Source organism: Cupriavidus sp. YAF13, assembly GCF_052113425.1.
GTDB lineage: Bacteria > Pseudomonadota > Gammaproteobacteria > Burkholderiales > Burkholderiaceae > Cupriavidus.
This window is the reverse complement of the sequence record NZ_JBFRDD010000009.1, coordinates 39,035-57,159: the sequence shown is the minus strand read 5'-3', so window position 1 is coordinate 57,159 and position 18,125 is coordinate 39,035. Positions and strand designations below refer to the sequence as shown.

18 protein-coding genes are annotated in these 18,125 nt (G+C 67.7%); 8 read left to right on the top strand and 10 right to left on the bottom strand.

Annotated elements, in window-relative coordinates:
- Positions 1-84 precede the first annotated feature (84 nt).
- The 3 genes from AB4061_RS10085 (at position 85) to panC (ending at position 2,188) form a co-directional block, all read left to right on the top strand.
- Positions 85-273, top strand: coding sequence for a DUF3460 family protein (locus tag AB4061_RS10085; protein ID WP_006160566.1), 189 nt, complete (start codon positions 85-87; stop codon positions 271-273).
- A gap of 46 nt (positions 274-319) precedes the next feature.
- Positions 320-1,201 carry a segregation and condensation protein A gene (locus AB4061_RS10080; RefSeq protein WP_174422669.1) on the top strand — a complete coding sequence of 294 codons (882 nt, stop codon included), beginning with the start codon at positions 320-322 and terminating at the stop codon, positions 1,199-1,201.
- Between the two features lie 138 nt (positions 1,202-1,339).
- Positions 1,340-2,188: a pantoate--beta-alanine ligase gene (gene panC / locus AB4061_RS10075; RefSeq protein WP_043348819.1), complete on the top strand. Its 849-nt coding sequence runs from the start codon at positions 1,340-1,342 to the stop codon at positions 2,186-2,188.
- A 407-nt stretch (positions 2,189-2,595) separates the two neighbouring features.
- On the opposite strand, the gene AB4061_RS10070 is transcribed toward panC, so the two are convergent.
- On the bottom strand, positions 2,596-3,816 hold the full coding sequence (locus AB4061_RS10070; protein WP_441633282.1) for a PepSY-associated TM helix domain-containing protein: 1,221 nt from the start codon (positions 3,814-3,816) through the stop codon (positions 2,596-2,598).
- Positions 3,817-4,041: 225 nt separating this feature from the next.
- On the opposite strand from AB4061_RS10070, the gene AB4061_RS10065 reads away from it, so the two are divergent.
- Positions 4,042-4,593, top strand: coding sequence for a GNAT family N-acetyltransferase (locus tag AB4061_RS10065; protein WP_441633280.1), 552 nt, complete (start codon positions 4,042-4,044; stop codon positions 4,591-4,593).
- Here AB4061_RS10065 and AB4061_RS10060 read toward each other — a convergent pair.
- A complete protein-coding gene (locus tag AB4061_RS10060) occupies positions 4,574-5,224 on the bottom strand; it encodes a nucleotide-binding protein (RefSeq protein WP_441633278.1) in 651 nt (216 codons plus the stop codon). The genes AB4061_RS10065 and AB4061_RS10060 overlap by 20 nt on opposite strands.
- 187 nt (positions 5,225-5,411) lie before the next feature.
- Positions 5,412-6,863, bottom strand: a complete 1,452-nt coding sequence (locus AB4061_RS10055; RefSeq protein ID WP_441633472.1) for a cobyric acid synthase — start codon at positions 6,861-6,863, stop codon at positions 5,412-5,414.
- A 156-nt stretch (positions 6,864-7,019) separates the two neighbouring features.
- Here AB4061_RS10055 and cobU point away from each other — a divergent pair, with 156 nt between their 5' ends.
- From cobU to AB4061_RS10035, 4 genes are read left to right on the top strand one after another with little or no spacing between them, the layout of a single operon-like run.
- Positions 7,020-7,730: a bifunctional adenosylcobinamide kinase/adenosylcobinamide-phosphate guanylyltransferase gene (gene cobU / locus AB4061_RS10050; protein WP_441633276.1), complete on the top strand. Its 711-nt coding sequence runs from the start codon at positions 7,020-7,022 to the stop codon at positions 7,728-7,730.
- Positions 7,730-8,740, top strand: a complete 1,011-nt coding sequence (gene cbiB, locus AB4061_RS10045) for an adenosylcobinamide-phosphate synthase CbiB (RefSeq protein ID WP_441633274.1) — start codon at positions 7,730-7,732, stop codon at positions 8,738-8,740. The genes cobU and cbiB overlap by 1 nt, the downstream gene beginning before the upstream one ends.
- Positions 8,737-9,789, top strand: a complete 1,053-nt coding sequence (gene cobD / locus AB4061_RS10040; RefSeq protein WP_441633272.1) for a threonine-phosphate decarboxylase CobD — start codon at positions 8,737-8,739, stop codon at positions 9,787-9,789. Before cbiB ends, cobD begins: the two co-directional genes overlap by 4 nt.
- Positions 9,790-9,795: 6 nt before the next feature.
- Entirely contained in the window at positions 9,796-10,719 is a 924-nt protein-coding gene (locus AB4061_RS10035; protein ID WP_441633270.1) for a cobalamin-binding protein, read from the top strand.
- A 463-nt stretch (positions 10,720-11,182) separates the two neighbouring features.
- Here the strand turns inward: AB4061_RS10035 and cobC are convergent, their stop codons facing one another.
- From cobC to AB4061_RS10000, 7 genes are read right to left on the bottom strand one after another with little or no spacing between them, the layout of a single operon-like run.
- Positions 11,183-11,758 (bottom strand): alpha-ribazole phosphatase, encoded by a 576-nt coding sequence (cobC, locus tag AB4061_RS10030; RefSeq protein WP_441633268.1) that lies wholly within the window; start codon positions 11,756-11,758, stop codon positions 11,183-11,185.
- Positions 11,743-12,507: an adenosylcobinamide-GDP ribazoletransferase gene (locus tag AB4061_RS10025; RefSeq protein ID WP_441633266.1), complete on the bottom strand. Its 765-nt coding sequence runs from the start codon at positions 12,505-12,507 to the stop codon at positions 11,743-11,745. Before AB4061_RS10025 ends, cobC begins: the two co-directional genes overlap by 16 nt.
- A gap of 41 nt (positions 12,508-12,548) precedes the next feature.
- The gene (gene cobT, locus AB4061_RS10020) at positions 12,549-13,589 is read right to left on the bottom strand and encodes a nicotinate-nucleotide--dimethylbenzimidazole phosphoribosyltransferase (RefSeq protein ID WP_441633264.1); all 1,041 of its coding nucleotides are present in this window, start codon (positions 13,587-13,589) and stop codon (positions 12,549-12,551) included.
- Between the two features lie 52 nt (positions 13,590-13,641).
- On the bottom strand, positions 13,642-14,283 hold the full coding sequence (cobO, locus tag AB4061_RS10015) for a cob(I)yrinic acid a,c-diamide adenosyltransferase (RefSeq protein ID WP_441633262.1): 642 nt from the start codon (positions 14,281-14,283) through the stop codon (positions 13,642-13,644).
- Entirely contained in the window at positions 14,276-15,112 is an 837-nt protein-coding gene (locus AB4061_RS10010; RefSeq protein ID WP_441633260.1) for an ABC transporter ATP-binding protein, read from the bottom strand. Before AB4061_RS10010 ends, cobO begins: the two co-directional genes overlap by 8 nt.
- A 5-nt stretch (positions 15,113-15,117) precedes the next feature.
- Positions 15,118-16,116, bottom strand: a complete 999-nt coding sequence (locus tag AB4061_RS10005; RefSeq protein ID WP_441633258.1) for a FecCD family ABC transporter permease — start codon at positions 16,114-16,116, stop codon at positions 15,118-15,120.
- Between the two features lie 21 nt (positions 16,117-16,137).
- Positions 16,138-18,090: a TonB-dependent receptor plug domain-containing protein gene (locus AB4061_RS10000; RefSeq protein WP_441633256.1), complete on the bottom strand. Its 1,953-nt coding sequence runs from the start codon at positions 18,088-18,090 to the stop codon at positions 16,138-16,140.
- Positions 18,091-18,125 lie beyond the last annotated feature (35 nt).

Below are 18,125 nucleotides of genomic sequence, written 5' to 3'. Positions count from 1 at the left end.
GGCAGAATCGCGCGCAATCCCGTTGCCAGGCCCGCCGATACGGTAAAATCCTCGCTGTTTGTTAATTTCACCCTGTTTCCCGCCATGGCTGCCTACGAATCGGATATCACCCAGTTCCTGAAGTCGCTCAAGGACGAGCGCCCTTCCCTGGAAGCGGAACAACGCCAGGGCCGCGCCCTGCTGTGGGACAAGAGCCCGATCAACCTCGAAGAACGTGCCCGTGCCGACGCCTCGCGCGTGGCGCAAAAGCCATACGTCTACTCGCTGGACTAAAGCCCTTACCCGCCACACCGCCCCACCTCCGAGCGCCCGCCCCTAGATGAACCAGAGCGAGCAGGACAAGCTGAAGCCGGCGATCGAGCTGCCGAGCGTGACGCCCGAGCAGGATTCCACGCCGGCCGCCGTCGACGGCATGGCGTTCGCGCGCCTGTACGGCGAGCCTCTGTTCAAGCTGCCGCAGGACCTGTACATCCCGCCGGATGCGCTGGAAATCTTCCTGGAAGCGTTCGAGGGGCCGCTGGATCTGTTGCTTTACCTGATCCGCAAGCAGAACTTCAACGTCCTCGATATCCCGATGGCGCAAGTGACGCGTCAGTACCTCACGTATATCGAGCAGATCCGCAAGAGCAATCTTGAGCTGGCCGCCGAGTACCTGCTGATGGCCGCCATGCTGATCGAGATCAAGTCGCGGATGCTGCTGCCGGTGAAAAAGTCCGACAGCGACGACGAAGAAGAGGATCCGCGCGCCGAACTGGTCCGCCGTCTGCTCGAATACGAGCAGATGAAGCTGGCGGCCATGCGCATCGACCAGGTGCCGCAGCTCGGGCGCGACTTCCTGCACTCGCAGGTCTACATCGAGCAGAGCATTGCGCCGCGCTTCCCCGATGTGGAAGTGGTGGACCTGCAGGCCGCCTGGGCCGACGTGATCAAGCGCGCCAGGCTCAACCAGCACCACAAGATCTCGCGCGAGGAATTGTCCGTTCGCGAGCACATGAGCCACATCCTGCGCCGCCTGCAGCATGCCCGCTTCATGGAGTTCAGCGAGCTCTTCGAAGACGCGGTGCGTTCGGGCAAGGGCGTGCCCGTGGTGGTGGTCAACTTCATCGCGATGCTCGAGCTATCGCGCGAAGCCCTGGTCGAGATCACCCAGGCCGAACCCTTCGCACCGATTTATGTGCGATTGGCGTACATTCCCAGCTAAGCCGCACCAATAGCGCCGCCCGCCTCGGGCCACATGTTCTACAATCCGCCGACAATCGGCGCCACCTAGAGCACCGGACCGGCCTCCCGGCGCACCCCCGCGCCGGGGCATTCCTACCACGACCAGCACACCAACTTCATGAAAGTCATCTCCTCCATTCACGAGTTGCGGGACCAGTTGCGCGGGCAGAACCGGGCGGCGTTCGTGCCGACCATGGGCAACCTGCACGAAGGCCACCTGTCGCTGATGCGCCTGGCGCGCCAGCATGGTGACCCGGTGGTCGCGTCGATCTTCGTCAACCGGCTGCAGTTCGGCCCCAATGAGGATTTCGACAAGTACCCGCGCACGCTGCAGGACGACATCGAGAAGCTGCAAAAGGAAGGTGTCTACGTGCTGTTTGCGCCCACCGAGCGCGACATGTACCCGGAGCCGCAGGAATATCGCGTGGAGCCGCCGCACGACCTGGGCGACATCCTGGAAGGCGAGTTCCGCCCCGGCTTTTTCAAGGGCGTGTGCACGGTAGTGATGAAGCTGCTGTCCTGCGCGCAGCCGCGCGTTGCCGTGTTCGGCAAGAAGGACTACCAGCAACTGATGATCGTGCGCCGCATGGTCCATCAGTTCGCGCTGCCGATCGACATCGTCCCCGCCGAAACCGTGCGCGCCGAGGACGGCCTGGCCCTGTCCTCGCGCAACCGCTACCTGACGCCCGACGAGCGCACCGAAGCCCCGGTGCTCTACAAGACACTGCACGAAGTCCGCGATACCGTCCTGGCCGCCAACAGCGCCAGCGCGGACCTCGCCGCCATCGAAGCCAGCGCCAAGGCCGCCCTGCAAGCCCGTGGCTGGCAACCCGACTACGTATCCATCCGCAAGCGCGTGGACCTGCAAGCCCCCACCCGCGAAGAATATGTAGCCGGCGAACCGCTGGTCATCCTGACCGCAGCCAAGCTAGGCGCGACCCGGTTGATCGACAACCTGGAAATCTGACGAGCCAGGCAATGCCTCACGCCCATACGTCTTAGCCGTGTTCCCCGCCCCCAAGGCGGGGAACACCCAAACGCGATGCGAAGCGAGCCGTCAAGGTTTACCTAGGCCGTATGGGGCGCCTCGGGATTCGGCGAAAAGAGCGGAAAAGAGGGACCCATGTCTGAGTATCGCCTTAGGGCGATGCAAGTTTGGGTCCCGGCCGCTCTTTTCGTCGAAGCCCGAGGGGGTAGTCGCCCCATCCGGCGCGCCTTTTTTGCCTACTTTTTGGCAAGACAAAAAAGTAGGTCGCCGCCCCGCAGGGGTGGTGAAACCGCGGTTGCTTTTGACGTTAAGCCATTGAATTTGAATCTGATTTTGCAGTTGCAGTTGCAGTTGCAGTTGCAGTTGCAGGCTCAGACAACCAGCAATCAAACCTCAACCGCCTCCTCCCGCACCACCTCAGCCTTCCCCCCCTTAGCCCTCTCCATCGTCCGCACCACATGCCGCCGATGCCCTCGCCTACGCTTCCACCAGATCAGCACCCCGGTAACCGCAAACATCAGCGGCACCACCCCGAACACCGAAATAAACGCCCGCCCCACCAATCCGAACGCCTCCCCGGTATGCAGCGGGTACATCCAGTTAAGAAAGGTATCCCCAGCCGGCGCATCCATCGGGTCGCGGACCCCGAGCCGCTTGCCCGTATGGGCATCCAGCCAGAGCCGCGTAGCCCCGCTGCCCTGGCGGACTTCACCCGGCTGCCGCAGCCGCACCTCGAACGGATCCCCCGCCTTGCGCGGAAAGCTGACCCGCGTCACCAGCGCTGCAGGATAAAGCGCCTGAGCCGCGCTCACGGCCTGCGCCACGCCTAGCAGCGGCGTGCCCGCGGGCGCTGTTGCCGATGCCGGCTTACCGGGCGGCGACACCGTCATCACGCCAGCCACGATCGGCGTCACCCACTTGGGCAAATCCAGGTACCAGCCAGAAAACGCCATCGTCGCCAGCACCGGCGCCGCAAAAATGCCAGCCGTACGATGCAGTGAATAATTAAAACGCGACCACGAGCCGCCATGGCTGATGCGAAAGGCATTGAGCACCGCGCGCGGCTTGAGCTTGGGCCACCACAGCACAACCCCGCCGATCACCAGAATCAGCAACAGCATCCCGGTGATGCCCAGGATCGTCCGGCCCGTCTCACCAGAGAGCAGGTAGTGGTGCAGCTGGAACAAGGTGGGCAGCAGCAACGGGCGCGACAGGCCGGGCTCGCCCCAGACCCGCTCGCCCTTCACCGCCAATGTGACGGGATCGACCATCACCTGGCGCGAGCGCCCGGCGTTGGGCGTGCCCTTGAGCGGGTACCACGCGATAAACACCTCATGCGGCGCAGACGGCAGCATCAGCAAGGTGGGGCGGCCATAGTGCGGGTCGGCCTGCAGCCGGTCGGCGACCGCTTGCACCGTGGCCGGCGCTACCGGCATGGGTACTTCGGCCGATGCCGTCAGCAGCGCCGGGTTCAGCAAGGCATCCAGTTCATCGCGCCAGGCGATGACGGTGCCGGTCAAGCCCAGCATGACGAAGAGCAGGCCCAGCCACAAGCCGAGATACAGGTGAATCTTGACGAAAACAACGCGCAGGCGGCCGGTGACCATGGGAGTCGGGGAGCAGATTTGGGGTTGTGGGAATTGTGTTTTCGGACCCCATGCCGGCGTGAGATGAACGCATCACGCCGGCATAATGAGAATGCGAAAGATTCGCGATTCTAACAGGCAGGGCCTGCCGGTGCGTGACAGACGCAAGGGCCGTGGCGAAGCTTGCCTGGATTGCGGCAGAATGTTGATCACGCCCGTTGCAGGCCCCGGACGACTCCCTTGAAGATGACCCACTCCATCGAATTGCTACCTGCCGGCCCGCATGATGCCGCGCTGATTGCCGACCTGCACACGCAGAGCTGGCGGCATGCCTACCATGGCCTGTTGCCGGCGGATTACCTGGCGCGCGAAGCACCGGCCCAGCGCGCGCAGGCCTGGCAGGCTCGCCTGGTGGATGGCGCAGATGGCCCGGTGGAAGTCACGCTCGTGCGCGTGGACGGCACGCCGGCCGGCTTTGCCTGCCTGCAACCCGAGGCCGAGCCGCAATATGGCGTGTATCTGGACAACCTGCATGTGATGCCGGGATGGCACGGGCTAGGGCTTGGCAAGCGCCTCTTTGCACATTGCGCGCAGCGCGCCGCCGTTGGCTGGCACGGGCGACCCCTCTTTCTCTATGTGCTGGACGGCAACACCCAGGCGCGCGAGTTCTACCGGCGCCTTGACGGCGTGGAGAGCGAGGCGTTCGACGACCAGTTTCCCGGCGCCGATCTGATGGTGGCCGTGCGCCGGGTGAGCTGGCCGTCCGTGGATGCCCTGCTCAGGCGGCTGGGCGCCTAGCCAGCGCCGGCTCCTCGAGCCAGCCGATGATCGGCTGCCACTCCTCCCAGTCCCGCGCCACGCGTGACGGCGCCACATCCCACAGCGTCAGCCCGTGCGCGGCAAGCTGCACGTAGTTCTGGGTATCGCGCAGAAAGCCCAGCACCGGCAGCCCCAGCCCCGCGACAAAGCGCTGCAGCTGCTCGGCCGCGCGGGTGCGCAGGTCGACCCGCATGCCGATCACGCCTACCTCCACCTCGCCCTGGCGCACGCGCTTGTCATTGGCGAGCCGGGTGAGGAAATCCTGGGTGGCGAGGATATCGAACAGGGACGGTTGCAGCGGCACCACCACGCGGTGCGCCAGTTTCATCACATCGTTGAAGCGCCAGCCATGCAGGCCGGCCGGGGTATCCAGCACCACATGGGTCGTGCCTTTGGGCGGGCGCGCGATCTGGTCGGCGCTGATATCCCAGGTACGGATGGCCGGCGCCGAGGCCGGGCGCAAACCCAGCCAGGCTCGCGAGGATTGCTGCCGGTCCGTGTCGCCCAGCATCACGGCGTGGCCGGCGCTGGCGAAATAGCCCGCCAGGTTGGTGGCCAGTGTGGTCTTGCCTACGCCGCCTTTGGGATTGGCGATCACGACTACGGGCATGGTTGTCTCCGCAATGGCTTTCCATGTCAGCGCCGCCGGCGAGCGCGCCGCTCCGGGTTCCGCCTTGGCCCTGCCGTGGGTCGCTGCCGGGCCCTGGCGGAGCGGGCCCGCCTGCGAGTTTAGCAGTTGGCGCGGCGGGCGGCGGGGCTCGCTTTGACACCCACATTGACGCCCGCATTGACATCCGCTATGACGCCTGCAGCGGCGCCAGCAAGGCATCCATGTCCAGGTGCGCGACGAGCGTATCGGCCAGGCGCTCCAGCGAGGCCTCGCGCAGCGCGGCCAGGTCGACACCCTCCGCCCGCGCCAGCCCGGCCCAGCGCAGCAGTGCGCCGCAAGCCTGCGGCTGGTCGAACAGGCCGTGCACGTAGGAGGCCAGCACCTGCCCGTCCTCCGATTGCGCGCCGTCCGGGCGCTCGCCTTCCAGCCATAGCGCCGGGCGCGCCAGCGCGGAGCCGGTGGTCACGCCCATGTGGATCTCGTAGCCTTGCACGGCGGCCTCGGTGGCGCCCGCCAGCGCCAGCCGGCCGCTCACCACGCGCAGCTGCTTGTGCGGCGCCAGCACGGTGTCGTAGTCGAGCAGGCCAAAGCCCTCGCTGCTGCCGGCCTTGCCCTCGTTGCCGGCCGGGTCATCCACGCGCCGGCCCAGCATCTGCATGCCACCGCAAATGCCGATGACCTTGCCGCCATAGCGCAGGTGCCGCAGCAAGGCTGGCGCCCAGCCATTGGCACGCAGGAAAGCCAGGTCGGCGCGCACGCTCTTGCTGCCCGGCAGCACAATCAGGTCGGCCGGCGGGATCGGCATGCCGGGGCCGATAAAGCGCAGGTCCACCTGCGGATGCGCGCGCAGCGCATCGAAATCCGTGTGATTGGAAATGCGCGGCAGCACCGGCACGATCACGCGCAGCAGTTCGCCCCGCTTGGCCGCCTGCGCGCCGATGATGGCGTCCTCGGCATCCAGGTGCAAGCCGTGCAGGTAGGGCAGCACGCCCAGCACGGGCTTGCCGGTGCGCGCCTCCAGCCAGTCCAGCCCGGGCTGCAGCAGCGCGATATCGCCGCGGAAGCGGTTGATGATGAAGCCCTTGATGCGCGCGCGCTCCGACGCCGACAGGCAGTCGAGCGTGCCCACCAGATGGGCGAACACGCCGCCGCGGTCGATGTCGGCCACCAGTACCACCGGGCAGTCCACCGCTTCGGCAAAACCCATATTGGCGATATCGCGGTCGCGCAGGTTGATCTCCGCCGGGCTGCCGGCGCCTTCCACCATCACCACCTCGTAGGCGCTGGACAGGCGCTGGTGCGACGCCAGCACCGCCTGCATCGCCACCGGCTTGTAGGCGTGATAGGCCCGCGCGTCCAGGTCCATCCGCGCCTGGCCATGAATGATGATCTGAGCGCCGGTATCGCTGCTCGGCTTGAGCAGCACCGGGTTCATATCGGTGTGCGGCGCCAGCCCGGCGGCGGCGGCCTGCAAGGCCTGGGCGCGCCCGATCTCGCCACCGTCCGCGGTGACCGCGCTGTTGAGCGCCATGTTCTGCGGCTTGAACGGGACCACGCGCACGCCGGCGCGCGCCAGCACCCGGCACAGGCCCGCCACTAGCGTGCTCTTGCCCGCGTCGGAGGTAGTGCCCTGCACCATCAAGGTACCGCGCAAGCCACCCGGCAATGCCGCGCCAGCGGCTTCGGAGGAATTTTTTTGCATCGTGGGATTATCGCATCGGCACCCCGCGGCGCTGCCCTGTGCGCGGGCCACCGCGGGCGTGCGATCCATGGGTGCGCCCGCTACAATACCCGGATGACCCCGGCCAACGCTTCCGCCACTGCCACCGAGCCCGTGCGCGCATCCACCCATGCGCCGGCCAGTGAACGCTCGCCCCAGGCTGCAGCCGCGCCGCACGCCGCTGCCGCCCCGGGGGGCGCGCGCCAGCTCACGCTGGTGCTGGGCGGCGCGCGCTCCGGCAAGAGCCACTTTGCCGAGCAGATGGCCACCGACCATGCCGCTGCCACCGGCGGCCCCGTTACCTATATCGCTACCGCACGCCACGGCCAGGACAGCGCCGACGAAGAGATGGAGGTGCGCATCGCGCTGCACCGCGCGCGGCGCCCGGCCGAGTGGGGCCTGGTCGAAGCGCCGCTGCATCTGGCGGATGCGCTATATGCCCATGCCACCCACGATGGCTGCATCCTGGTCGACTGCGTCACGCTGTGGCTCAACAACCTGCTGTTCCTCGATGCGCGCAGTTATCCCGAGCATGGCCTGGTAACGCCACCGGCCGCCTTCACCGAGGAAATCGACGCGCTGCTGTCCGCGCTGCCCACCCTGCCCGGGCACGTGATCCTGGTCTCCAACGAGATCGGCTTCGGCGTGGTGCCGATGGGCGCCATCACCCGCTTCTATGTCGACGAGCTGGGCCGCCTGAACCAGAAGCTGGCCGCCGCCGCGGACCGCGTGCGCCTGCTGGTGGCCGGCATCCCTGTGAGCGTGAAAGGCGCCGACCCGGCGTGATGTCGTGGCTGCCATCGCTGCCATCGCTGTCTTCCTGGTGGCCGTTTCCCCTATTCAGCTGGCAAGCCTGCGTGGCCGCCGCCGTAGCCGGCGTCTTGCTGGACCAATGGCTGGGCGAGCCGCGCCGCTGGCATCCGCTGGTTGGCTTCGGCCGCCTTGCGGCAGCACTTGAGCGCCGCCTGAACCGCAGCCAGGCCGGCGCGCCGCTGCGCCAGCGGCTCACCGGCCTGGCAGCCTGGGCGCTGCTGGTGCTGGTGCCGGCCGCGCTGGCCGCCCTGCTGGTGCATGTCGCCGCGCAGTTCAGCGCGGCGCTGGCGTGGCTGCTGCAAGCGCTGGCACTCTACGCGGCACTGGGCGCGCGCAGCCTGGCCCAGCATATTGCGCCGATCGCCACCGCGCTCACGCAGGGCAATCTCGCCGATGCGCGCCAGCTCACGGCACGCATCGTCTCGCGCGACACCACCGATGCGGATACCGAAGCGCTAGCCCGCGCCGCCTGCGAATCGGCGCTGGAGAATGGCAACGACGCCATCTTCGGCGCCTTGTTCTGGTTCCTGGCAGGCGGCGCGCCCGCCGTGATCGCCTATCGCCTCGCCAATACACTTGATGCGATGTGGGGCTACCGCACGCCGCGCCTGCTGTATTTCGGCTGGGCGGCTGCGCGGCTTGACGATGTGCTCAACCTGGCGCCCGCCCGCCTGACCGCGCTCTCGTACGCGCTGCTCGGGCGCACTGCCCAGGCGCTGCGCTGCTGGCGCGCGCAGGCACCGGCATGGTCCAGCCCCAATGCGGGCCCGGTCATGGCGGCCGGCGCCGGCGCCGTCGGCGTGGCGCTGGGCGGCCCCGCCCGCTATCACGGCGAATGGGAAGCGCGCCCACCGCTGGGCGTGGGGCACGCGCCCGGCGCGGCCGATGTGCACGCCTGCCTGCGCCTTGTTCAACGCACACTGTGGCTGTGGCTGGCCGCTTCCAGCGCCAGCGCCGCCCTCCTCCACTACGGCTTAGCATGAGTACTCCGATCCGCCACGGCGGCGACCTGCTCGCCGCCGCGCGCCGCCATGGCCGTCCGGTCGAAGACTGGCTCGATCTTTCCACTGGCATCAACCCGGACGGCTATCCCGTGCCAGCCCTGCCCGCCGACGCGTGGCTGCGGCTGCCGCAAGATGACGACGGCCTGGCCGAACTGGCCGCGCAGGCCTACGGCGCGCCGCGCGCGCTGCCGGTGGCCGGCTCGCAGGCCGCCATCCGCACGCTGCCGCAACTGCTCAAGCCCGGGCGCGTTGGCGTGGCGGTGCAGGGATACAGCGAATACGCACCCGCCTTCTCACGCGCAGGGCATGAGGTAGTGCCGCTCGCTGAGCCGGATTTCGCCCGTGCGGACCTGGCCGCGCAGCTCGATCACCTCGTGGTGGTGAACCCGAACAACCCGACCGGGCGCACGCTCGCGCAAGCCACGCTGCGGACATGGCACGCGGATCTCGCCGCGCGTGGCGGCACGCTGCTGCTCGACGAAGCCTTCATGGATTGCACGCCCGAGCGCTCGCTGGCCGCGCTGGCGGATCGCCCCGGCATGGTGGTGCTGCGCTCGCTGGGCAAGTTCTACGGCCTGGCCGGCGTGCGCTGCGGCTTTGTACTGGCCGAGCCCGCGTTGCTGGCGGCGCTGGCCGAGCAGCTCGGGCACTGGACCGTGGCCGGCCCCGCACGTGCGGTGGCGCGCCTGGCCCTGGCCGATCGTGCCTGGCAGGCCGCCACGCGCGACCGTTTGCAACAAGCCGGCATCCGGCTCGCAACGCTATTGCGCAAGCACGGCCTGACGCCCGTGGGACGCCCCTTGTTCAGCTGGGTGCCGCATGCCGATGCCGCGCGCCTGCACGAAGCGCTCGCGCGGCAAGGCGTGTGGGCGCGGCTGTTCGACGCCCCGCCGGGCATCCCTGGCGTATTGCCAAGCCTGCGCCTGGGTTTGCCACCAACGCAGGAGCCAGCATGGCAACGGCTCGATGCCGCACTGGCCCAAGCCCTTGCAACAATGCGCTCCGACACAAGCACCCTATCCAGCTAACGCCCGATGACGCCTACCTCGATCACTACCCGTGCCCTGCTGGTCCTCGCCACGCTGCTGGGCAGCGGCCTTTGCCGCCACGCCGGCGCCGCCGTATCCGTGGTCGACGATGCCGGCCAGACCGTCACACTGGACCAGCCCGCGCGCCGCGTGATCTCGCTCGCGCCGCACGTCACCGAAATGCTCTACGCCGCCGGTGGCGGCTCGCGCATCGTCGGCACCGTAAGCTACAGCGACTACCCGCCACAGGCCCGCGACATCCCGCGGGTCGGCGACAACAAGGCGCTGGATCTCGAACGTATCGCCGCGCTCAAGCCCGACCTGATCGTGGTGTGGCGCCACGGCAATGCGCAGAAACAAACCGACCGCCTGCGCGCGCTCGGCCTGCCGCTGTTCTACAGCGAGCCGCGCAAGCTCGAAGGCATTCCCAGCAATATCGAGAGAATGGGCGTGCTGCTGGGCACCGAGCCCACCGCCAACAACGCCGCCACCAGTTTCCGCCAGCAGATCGACAAACTGCGCCAGACCTATGCGGCACGTCCGCCGGTGACTGTGTTCTACCAGGTATGGCAACAACCCCTGATGACGCTCAGCGGCCAGCATCTGATCAGCGATGTGCTTGCGCTATGCGGCGGCCGCAACCTGTTCGCCAACGAAGCGCTGCTGGTGCCGACGGTCTCGGTGGAATCCGTGGTAGCCGGCAACCCGGAAGTCATGATGACCGCCAGCATGGGCGCAACCCGCTCCGACCGCCCGCTGCCGGACTTCGCCATGTGGGAACGCTGGAAACAGGTCACTGCCGTGGCGCGTGGCAACCTCTACGCCATCGACGGCGACCTGGTCAACCGGGCCGGCCCACGCATCGCCCAAGGCGCGGAAGTCGTGTGCAAGGATCTGGACAACGCGCGGCGCAAACGGCAGGCGCAGTAGCAGCGAGACAGGTCAAGGGTCAGGTCTGACATCCCGTACTTGACGAACGCTCGCCCTCTCCCCCGTCCCCTCTCCCACAAGTGGGAGAGGGGAGCCAACCAGCGCCAAGATCAACCAACTGTGGTAGCCGTGTAAAGCGCCCGAAGGGCGGGAAACACCCAAGCGCGATGCGAAGCGAGCCGTCAAGGTTCACCTAGGCCGTATGGGGCGCCTCGGGATTCGGTGAAAAGAGCGGAAAAGAGGGACCCATGTCTGAGTATCGCCTTAAGGCGATGCGAGTTTGGGTCCCGGCCGCTCTTTTCGCCGAATCCCGAGGGGGTAGTCGCCCCATCCGGCGCGCCTTTTTTGCCTACTTTTTTGGCAAGACAAAAAAGTAGGTCGCCGCCCCGCAGGGGTGGTGAAACTGCAGTTGCTCTTGACGTTAAGCCGTTGCAGTTGCAGTCAAAACCCAACCCCCAAAACCTCACCCCCGATTCCACCACCGCAACCGCGCCACACCGCCACCCAGCGTAAACCGGCAACTCGCCCCATAACCAAGATCCCACCCCAGCGTAGTAGCCAGCGGCACCCCAAGCCAGTGCGCCGCCAGCATGCGCATCGGGCCAGCATGAGCGACAACCCACAGCCGGTCCGGGGCATCCACCGGCAAGGCGTCGGCCCAAGCCGCCACGCGCGCCATCGCCTGCGCCACAGTCTCACCCCCATGAGGCCGCGCATGCAGCAGATCCGCAGCCCACGCATCCAGCTCGGCGCGCGGCACGGCGTCCCATGCGAGGCCTTCCCAACGGCCAAAATCGAGTTCGCGCAACTGCGCATCGGCTTGCGGCACCAAGCCGAAATCCCGCGCAAGTAAATCAGCCGTGGCACGAGCCCGCGCCATCGTGCTGCAGACAATGCGCTGCGGCGCAAGGCCATCGAGCGCCTGCAGCATGCGCGCAGGCTCGGGCAAAACAGGCTGGGCCAGTGGCAGGTCAAGCGCGCCGTAGCAGATCCCCTGCGCAACCTCAGGCGCCGCGTGGCGGATCAGGACCAGGTCCATGCCGCCGCCGCCAGATAGATCAGTAACTCGGCCAGCTGCTGCGCCATGCCGAGGCAATCGCCGGTGTACCCGCCAATGCGGCGAACAAAGTAGCGCCCCAGCAAAACGCGCAGCATCACCAAGGCAACGATCACCACAGCAGCAAACAGCGGCGACACCAGCAGCAGCGGCAACGCACCGCAAAGCAGCGTGAAACCCAGCCCGATGCCGGACAGCCGCTGCGCCACCGGCTTGGCCTTGCCCTCGGCACGCACGTAGTCCAGCGTGGCAAGATAGCTCACCGCCATGGCGCGGCTGGCCGCATGCGCGGCCACCAGCACGAGCAGCAACGCCACCATGCCGCTGCGCGCGGCAATCGCCACCAGCAGTTGCCACTTGAGCAGCAGCGCCACCACCAGCGCGATAGCGCCAAATGCGCCAATGCGCGAGTCGTGCATGATGCGCAGCACGTCCTCGCGCCGGTAGCCGCCGCCGAACGCATCCACGCAGTCGGCCAGGCCGTCCTCGTGAAAAGCGCCGGTGGCCAGCAGCGTCACGGCCATGCCCAGCAGCAAGGCCACGCCCGGCGGCCACCACTGCAGCGCGCCCCAGCTCGCCAACGCGCCCAGCGCGCCGACCAGCAACCCCACCAGCGGAAAGTAACGCGCCGCCGCATTCAGGTAGTGCGGCGCAAAGCCGACCCAGCGCGGCACCGGCACCCGCGTGAAGTAGCCGACGGCGGTCAGGAAGTAGCGAAGTTCGTCGAGCATGGGCAGGTGCGTTGGGCCAGGTAGCGGGAGCGTGCCGCAGTCTACGCCGATGCGGTGCTGACGCCAGCCGCGCCGAAGGTGGCCATCTCGCGCAGGAAGGCCGCGGCGGACGCGACCAGCGGATAGGCCAGCGCGGCGCCGGTGCCTTCGCCCAGGCGCAGGTCCAGCGCCAGCAGCGGCTCGGCGCCGAAATAGTCCAGCAGGCGGCGGTGGCCGTGCTCGTGCGAGCAATGCGAGAACACGCAGTATTCCAGCACCTCGGGCGCGAGGCGCTGCGCCACCAGCAGCGCGGCCGAGGCGATAAAACCATCGACCAGGATCACCATGCGGCTGGCGGCCGCGGCCAGGAAGGCGCCGGTCATCATGGCGATCTCGAAGCCGCCGAAGGCGGCCAGTACGTCGAGCGGCTCCACCGCGTCCGCGTGCAGCGCCAGCGCCTGCGCCAGCACCGCGCGCTTGCGCGCGAGGCCCGCGTCGTCCAGGCCAGTGCCGCGGCCGATGCAATCTTCAATCGGTGTATCGGTAAGCCGGCTCACCAGGCAAGCGGCCGACGAGGTATTGGCAATGCCCATCTCGCCAAAGCCAATCACGTTGCTGCCCTGCTGCGCGTGGCGCAGCACGCGCGCCATGCCGGCGGTGAGCGCCGCCTGCACCTGCTCCGCGCTCATGGCGCGCTCAGAGGCAAAATTGCGCGTGCCCGCGGCAATGCGACAGTTGACCAGCCCGGGCACGGACGGCAGCGGCGCGCGCACTCCCGCGTCCACCACTTCCAGCGTCAGCCCGTGCAGGCGCGAGAACACATTGATGGCCGCGCCCCCGGCCAGGAAGTTGAGCACCATCTGCGCCGTGACCTCGGCCGGATAGGCGCTCACGCCGGCATCGGCCACGCCGTGGTCCCCGGCGAACACGATCACCGCGGGGCGCTTGAGCTCCGGCGCGCCACTGCCGGTAATCAGGCCGATCTGCAATGCCAGCCCCTCGAGCCGGCCGAGCGCGCCGAGCGGCTTGGTCTTGGCATCGATGGCGGCTTGCAAGGTCGGGCGCAGGGAGGTGTCGAGCGGGGCGATGGCGGGTAACTGCATGGTGTTTCTTGGTGTGACTGAGAAAGGATTCGCTGGAACAAGAATAGACGTTTTACATCTCGACGCCACGTTGGGCCTTGATGCCTTGCTGGAAGGCATGCTTGACCGGCGTCATGTCCGTCACGGTATCCGCCGCCTCGATCAGCGCGGGCGGTGCGCCGCGGCCAGTGATGACCACGTGCTGCATCGGCGGGCGGGCACGCAGGTCGGCGATGACGGCGTCGACATCCAGGTAGTGCAGCTTGAGCGCGATATTGAGCTCGTCCAGCAGCACCAGCCCGATCGACGGGTCGCGCAGCAGCGAGCGCGCCACCTCCCACGCGGCCTGGGCCTTGGCCACGTCGCGCGCGCGATCCTGGGTTTCCCAGGTGTAGCCTTCGCCCATCACATGGAAGGCGCACTGCTCCGGAAAGCGCCGCAGGAACAATTCCTCGCCGCTGGGAATGGCGCCCTTGATGAATTGCACCACGCCGGCCTGCATGCCGTGGCCAAGCGCGCGCACCACCATGCCAAAGCCGGAGCTGGACTTGCCCTTGCCATTGCCGGTGGTGATGACGATCACGCCGCGCTCGTCCTGCGCGGCGGCGATCTTGGCATCCACGACATCCTTCTTGCGCAGCATGCGCGCCTTGTGGCGCTCGTCGCGGGCGGCGTCTTCCGACGTGGAGGTCTCAAAGGCTTTGGGTTCAGTCATGTTGGGTTTCGTCTGGTGCGGGAAAATGCGCCCCGTCGGCGATCAGCGCGGTATGGCGGCCGTCGCTGACGCTGACAATGGGCGTGCGCAGCGCGTGCGAGCAATGCGCGGGGGTCAGGACCTGCGCAGCGGGGCCATGCAGGCACAGGCCGTCTTCGGCCAGCAGCAAGGCATGGGTCGCGTAGCGCCGCGCCAGGTTAAGGTCGTGCAGGATCACCACGATGGCATGACGGCCGGCGCGCGCCAGCCGGGCCAGGGTTTCCAGCACCATGATCTGGTGGCGCAGGTCGAGGTGGGCGGCGGGTTCGTCCAGCATCAGCAGCGGCGCCTGTTGCGCCAGCGTGGCAGCCAGCGAAACGCGCTGGCGCTCGCCGCCGGACAGGGTCAGCACGTCGCGCCCGGCCAGCGCATCGAGATCCATCTCGCGCATCACGGCCGCGACCACCGCGTCGTCCTCGCGGCCGGCCCAGCCCCAGCCGGAGAGATGCGGGTGACGGCCCACCGCCACGGCGTCGCGCACCGACATCGAGAAGGTGTCGTGCACCGCCTGAGGCAGGTAGGCGCGGCGCAATGCCAGGGCCGCGGGCGGCGTCTCCAGCGGCGCGCGGCCATCCAGCAGCACCACGCCGCCGTCCGGCTTGCGCAGCCCGGCCAGCACCGACATCAGCGTGGACTTGCCGACGCCGTTCGGGCCCACGATGCACCACAGCTCGCCCGCCTGCATGGACAAGCTCAGGCCATCGAGCAAAGCGCGCGCGCCGGCGCGCAACTGCAAGGACTGCAGCACCAGCGGCGGACAAGCGGAAACGGGTTCATTCCAGGTCGGCATGGGAGTCAGCGCGGCCTGCGCAGCAGTAGAAAGAGGAAGGTCGGCACGCCCAGCAGCGCTGTGATCACGCCCACCGGCAACTGCGCCGGCGCAATCACCGTGCGCGCCACCAGGTCGGCGGCCATCAGCAACGTGCCACCCAGCAAGGCCGAGGCAGGCAACATCAAGCGTTGGTCGTTGCCCCAGGCAAGGCGCACCAGGTGCGGCACCACCAGCCCGACAAAGCCGATCGAGCCGGCCGAGGTAATGGCCACCGCGATCGCCAGCGAGGCCAGCACGAACACCGACATGCGCACCGCGCCGACGCGCACGCCCAGCGCCTGCGCCACGGTCTCGCCCATCAGCATGGCATTGAGCGAGCGCGCCATCGGCATGGCCAGCAGCACGGCCAGCGCCAGCGCACCCAGCGCAAGGCCATAGCTGGCGGTGCCGCCCAGGTCGCCGGTCAGCCAGAACAGCATGCCGCGCAAACGGGCCTCGGGCGCCACGCTCAGGATCAGGGTAATCAGCGCGCCCCAACCGGCGGCCAGGATCACGCCGGTCAGCAGCAGGCGCGAGCCGGCCTCATGGTGCCCGCCCTGCACCTGCGGATGCAGCAGGTCGCGCCGCGCCAGCGTGGCCACCAGCACCATCGAGAACAGCGCGCCGCCGGCCGCGCCGGCCTGCACCGTCCACAGTGGCCACATCATCAGCATGGCGGTGAGCGCACCGGTGGCCGCGCCGCCCGATACGCCGAGCACATAGGGCTCGGCCAGCGGATTGCGCAGCAGCACCTGCATCAGCGCGCCGGTCAGCGCCAGCAGGCCACCGCACGCGAACGCCGCTGCCGCGCGCGGCAGCCGCAGCTCACGCACGATGGCGCCGGCGGTATCGTCGGCGCCGCCGGACAGCGCCTGCCAGACCTGCGCACCCGACAGCGGCACGCTGCCCATCGCCAACGACAGCAGGAACACCGCCACGCCGGCGGCGGCAAGCATCAGCCAGACGGCTAGCGCGCGGCGCATGTCAGGCAACCATCCTCATTGTCATTTCTGACGCCAGCCCAGCGTGACAAAGCCGGCGCGTCCCTGCGTGTTGAAGGGATAGGCGAGCTGGTAGTTCTTGTCGAACAGGTTTTCCACACGGGCGGCCACGAACCATTGCTTGTCGATGTTATAGCGGGCATTGAGGTTGACGATACCGTATCCGCCGAGCGTGCGCGAGCCACTATCCATGCGCGTCGAGGAGATGATCCACTCGCCGCCCAGGCGGAAGTCGCCAAACTGGCGGCCCACGTCGAAGGCGGCATGGCGGCGTGCGCGGCGCAGCAACTGCGTATTGCTCTGCTCATCCACCGGGTTCTGGAAGGTGATGCTGGCACCCACGTCGGTGCCCATCAGCTTGGCGCGCCAGGAGGCTTCGATGCCTTGCACCTTGGCCTTGTTGACATTCTGCGCCAGGTACAGGCCGTTGGGCTGCAGCGCCGAGGTGATCAGGTTGTCGTAGCGGGTCTCGAACGCGGTCACGCGCAGCAGGCCGGCGGCATCGGTGTTGTACTGCGCGCCCAGCTCGACCGACTTGGCGCGCTCGGGCTTGATGCCCCGCTGGCCGTAGCCAGGATAGTAGAGCTCGTTGAACGTCGGCGCGCGGAAGGCATTGCTGGCGTTGGCGATCAGCTTGAACGCATTGGTCAAGTTATAGCCGTAGCCGGCGAAGTAGCTGGCCTGGCTGCCAAAGTCCGAGTAATGGTCGTTGCGCACGTTGAGCTGCAACTGATGCTTGCCCAGGCGTCCGTCGTAGCCGCCAAACACCGAGGTCACGTTGCGGTTGGGCGCGGCATAGGTGCTGGAATCGAACTCCTGCTGCAGGTATTCGGTGCCGAACAGCAAGGTGTGCGTGGGTGCCAGCGCGTATTCGTTCTGCCAGGTGTACTGGCGGTTACGTGTATTGAAGCGGCTGTCGAACAGGCCGTTCTTGGTGTTCTCGCTGCGATCCTCGCTCTGGGCCACCTTGAAGTGCGTGCTCCAGTCCCGGGTAATCTTGCCGTTGACGAAGGCGGATACCGTGTACAGCTCGCTGTTCATCCACCAGACATCGGTCGGCTTGCCCACCGTGCTGTCGTAGGAGAGCTTGCTCTTCGAATAGTAAGCGGTGACGCCGGCGTCCCAGTCGCTGGTGAAGCGATGCTTGACCTGGCCCGATACGCTCTTGTTGTCGTAGGGGTTGTCGTTGGGGTTGGCCTTGGGCTGCTGCTTGGTGTTGATCGCCGAGAAGCCGTCGGTCTTGATGGCCGAGCCGGTGATATTGAACGACGTGTCGCCGATCTGGCCGCCGTAGCCCACCGTGCCCTGGCGCGTATTGTTGCTGCCGTACTCGATCTGCGCGTTGGCCGCCGGGGCCTGGCCCGCGCCGCTCTTGGTGAAGATCTGCACCACGCCGCCGATCGCATCCGAGCCGTACAGCGCGGAGACGTTGCCCCGCACGATCTCGATGTGGTCGATCTGATCGGGCAGGATGTTCGACAACTGGGCCGTGCCGCTGCTGGCCGACGAGACACGCACGCCGTCGATCAGGATCAGCGTCTGGTTGCTGTTGGCCCCGCGCATGAACAGGGTGGTATTGGAACCCAGGCCGCCATTGGCGGCAAACTCCACGCCGGCTTGCGTGCGCAGCAGCGAGCGTAGATCGATCGCCTGCGAGTTGACGATGTCCTGCCGGGTCACCACGGTCGTGTGCGGCAGCGCTTCGGTGATCGGCTGGGGAGTGCGATTGGCACTGACCACCACCGGCGTGAGCTGCGCGTCGGCGGCCGGCTGCACGGCGGCGGCCTCGCTGGCCTGGGCCATGGCGGCGCCGGGCGCGCACACGGCGAGCAGGGCCAGCAAGGCGACAGGCGTGGCACAGACTTGTCGGGAGACAGAAACGGAAACAGAAACGGGGGCGGTGGCGGGGCGCGCCGGCAATGCCGGACGGCTCGACCTGTAAGACGATGAGCGCATGATGCGGATTGTGGGAGAGAGCTGCCTGGTCCGTT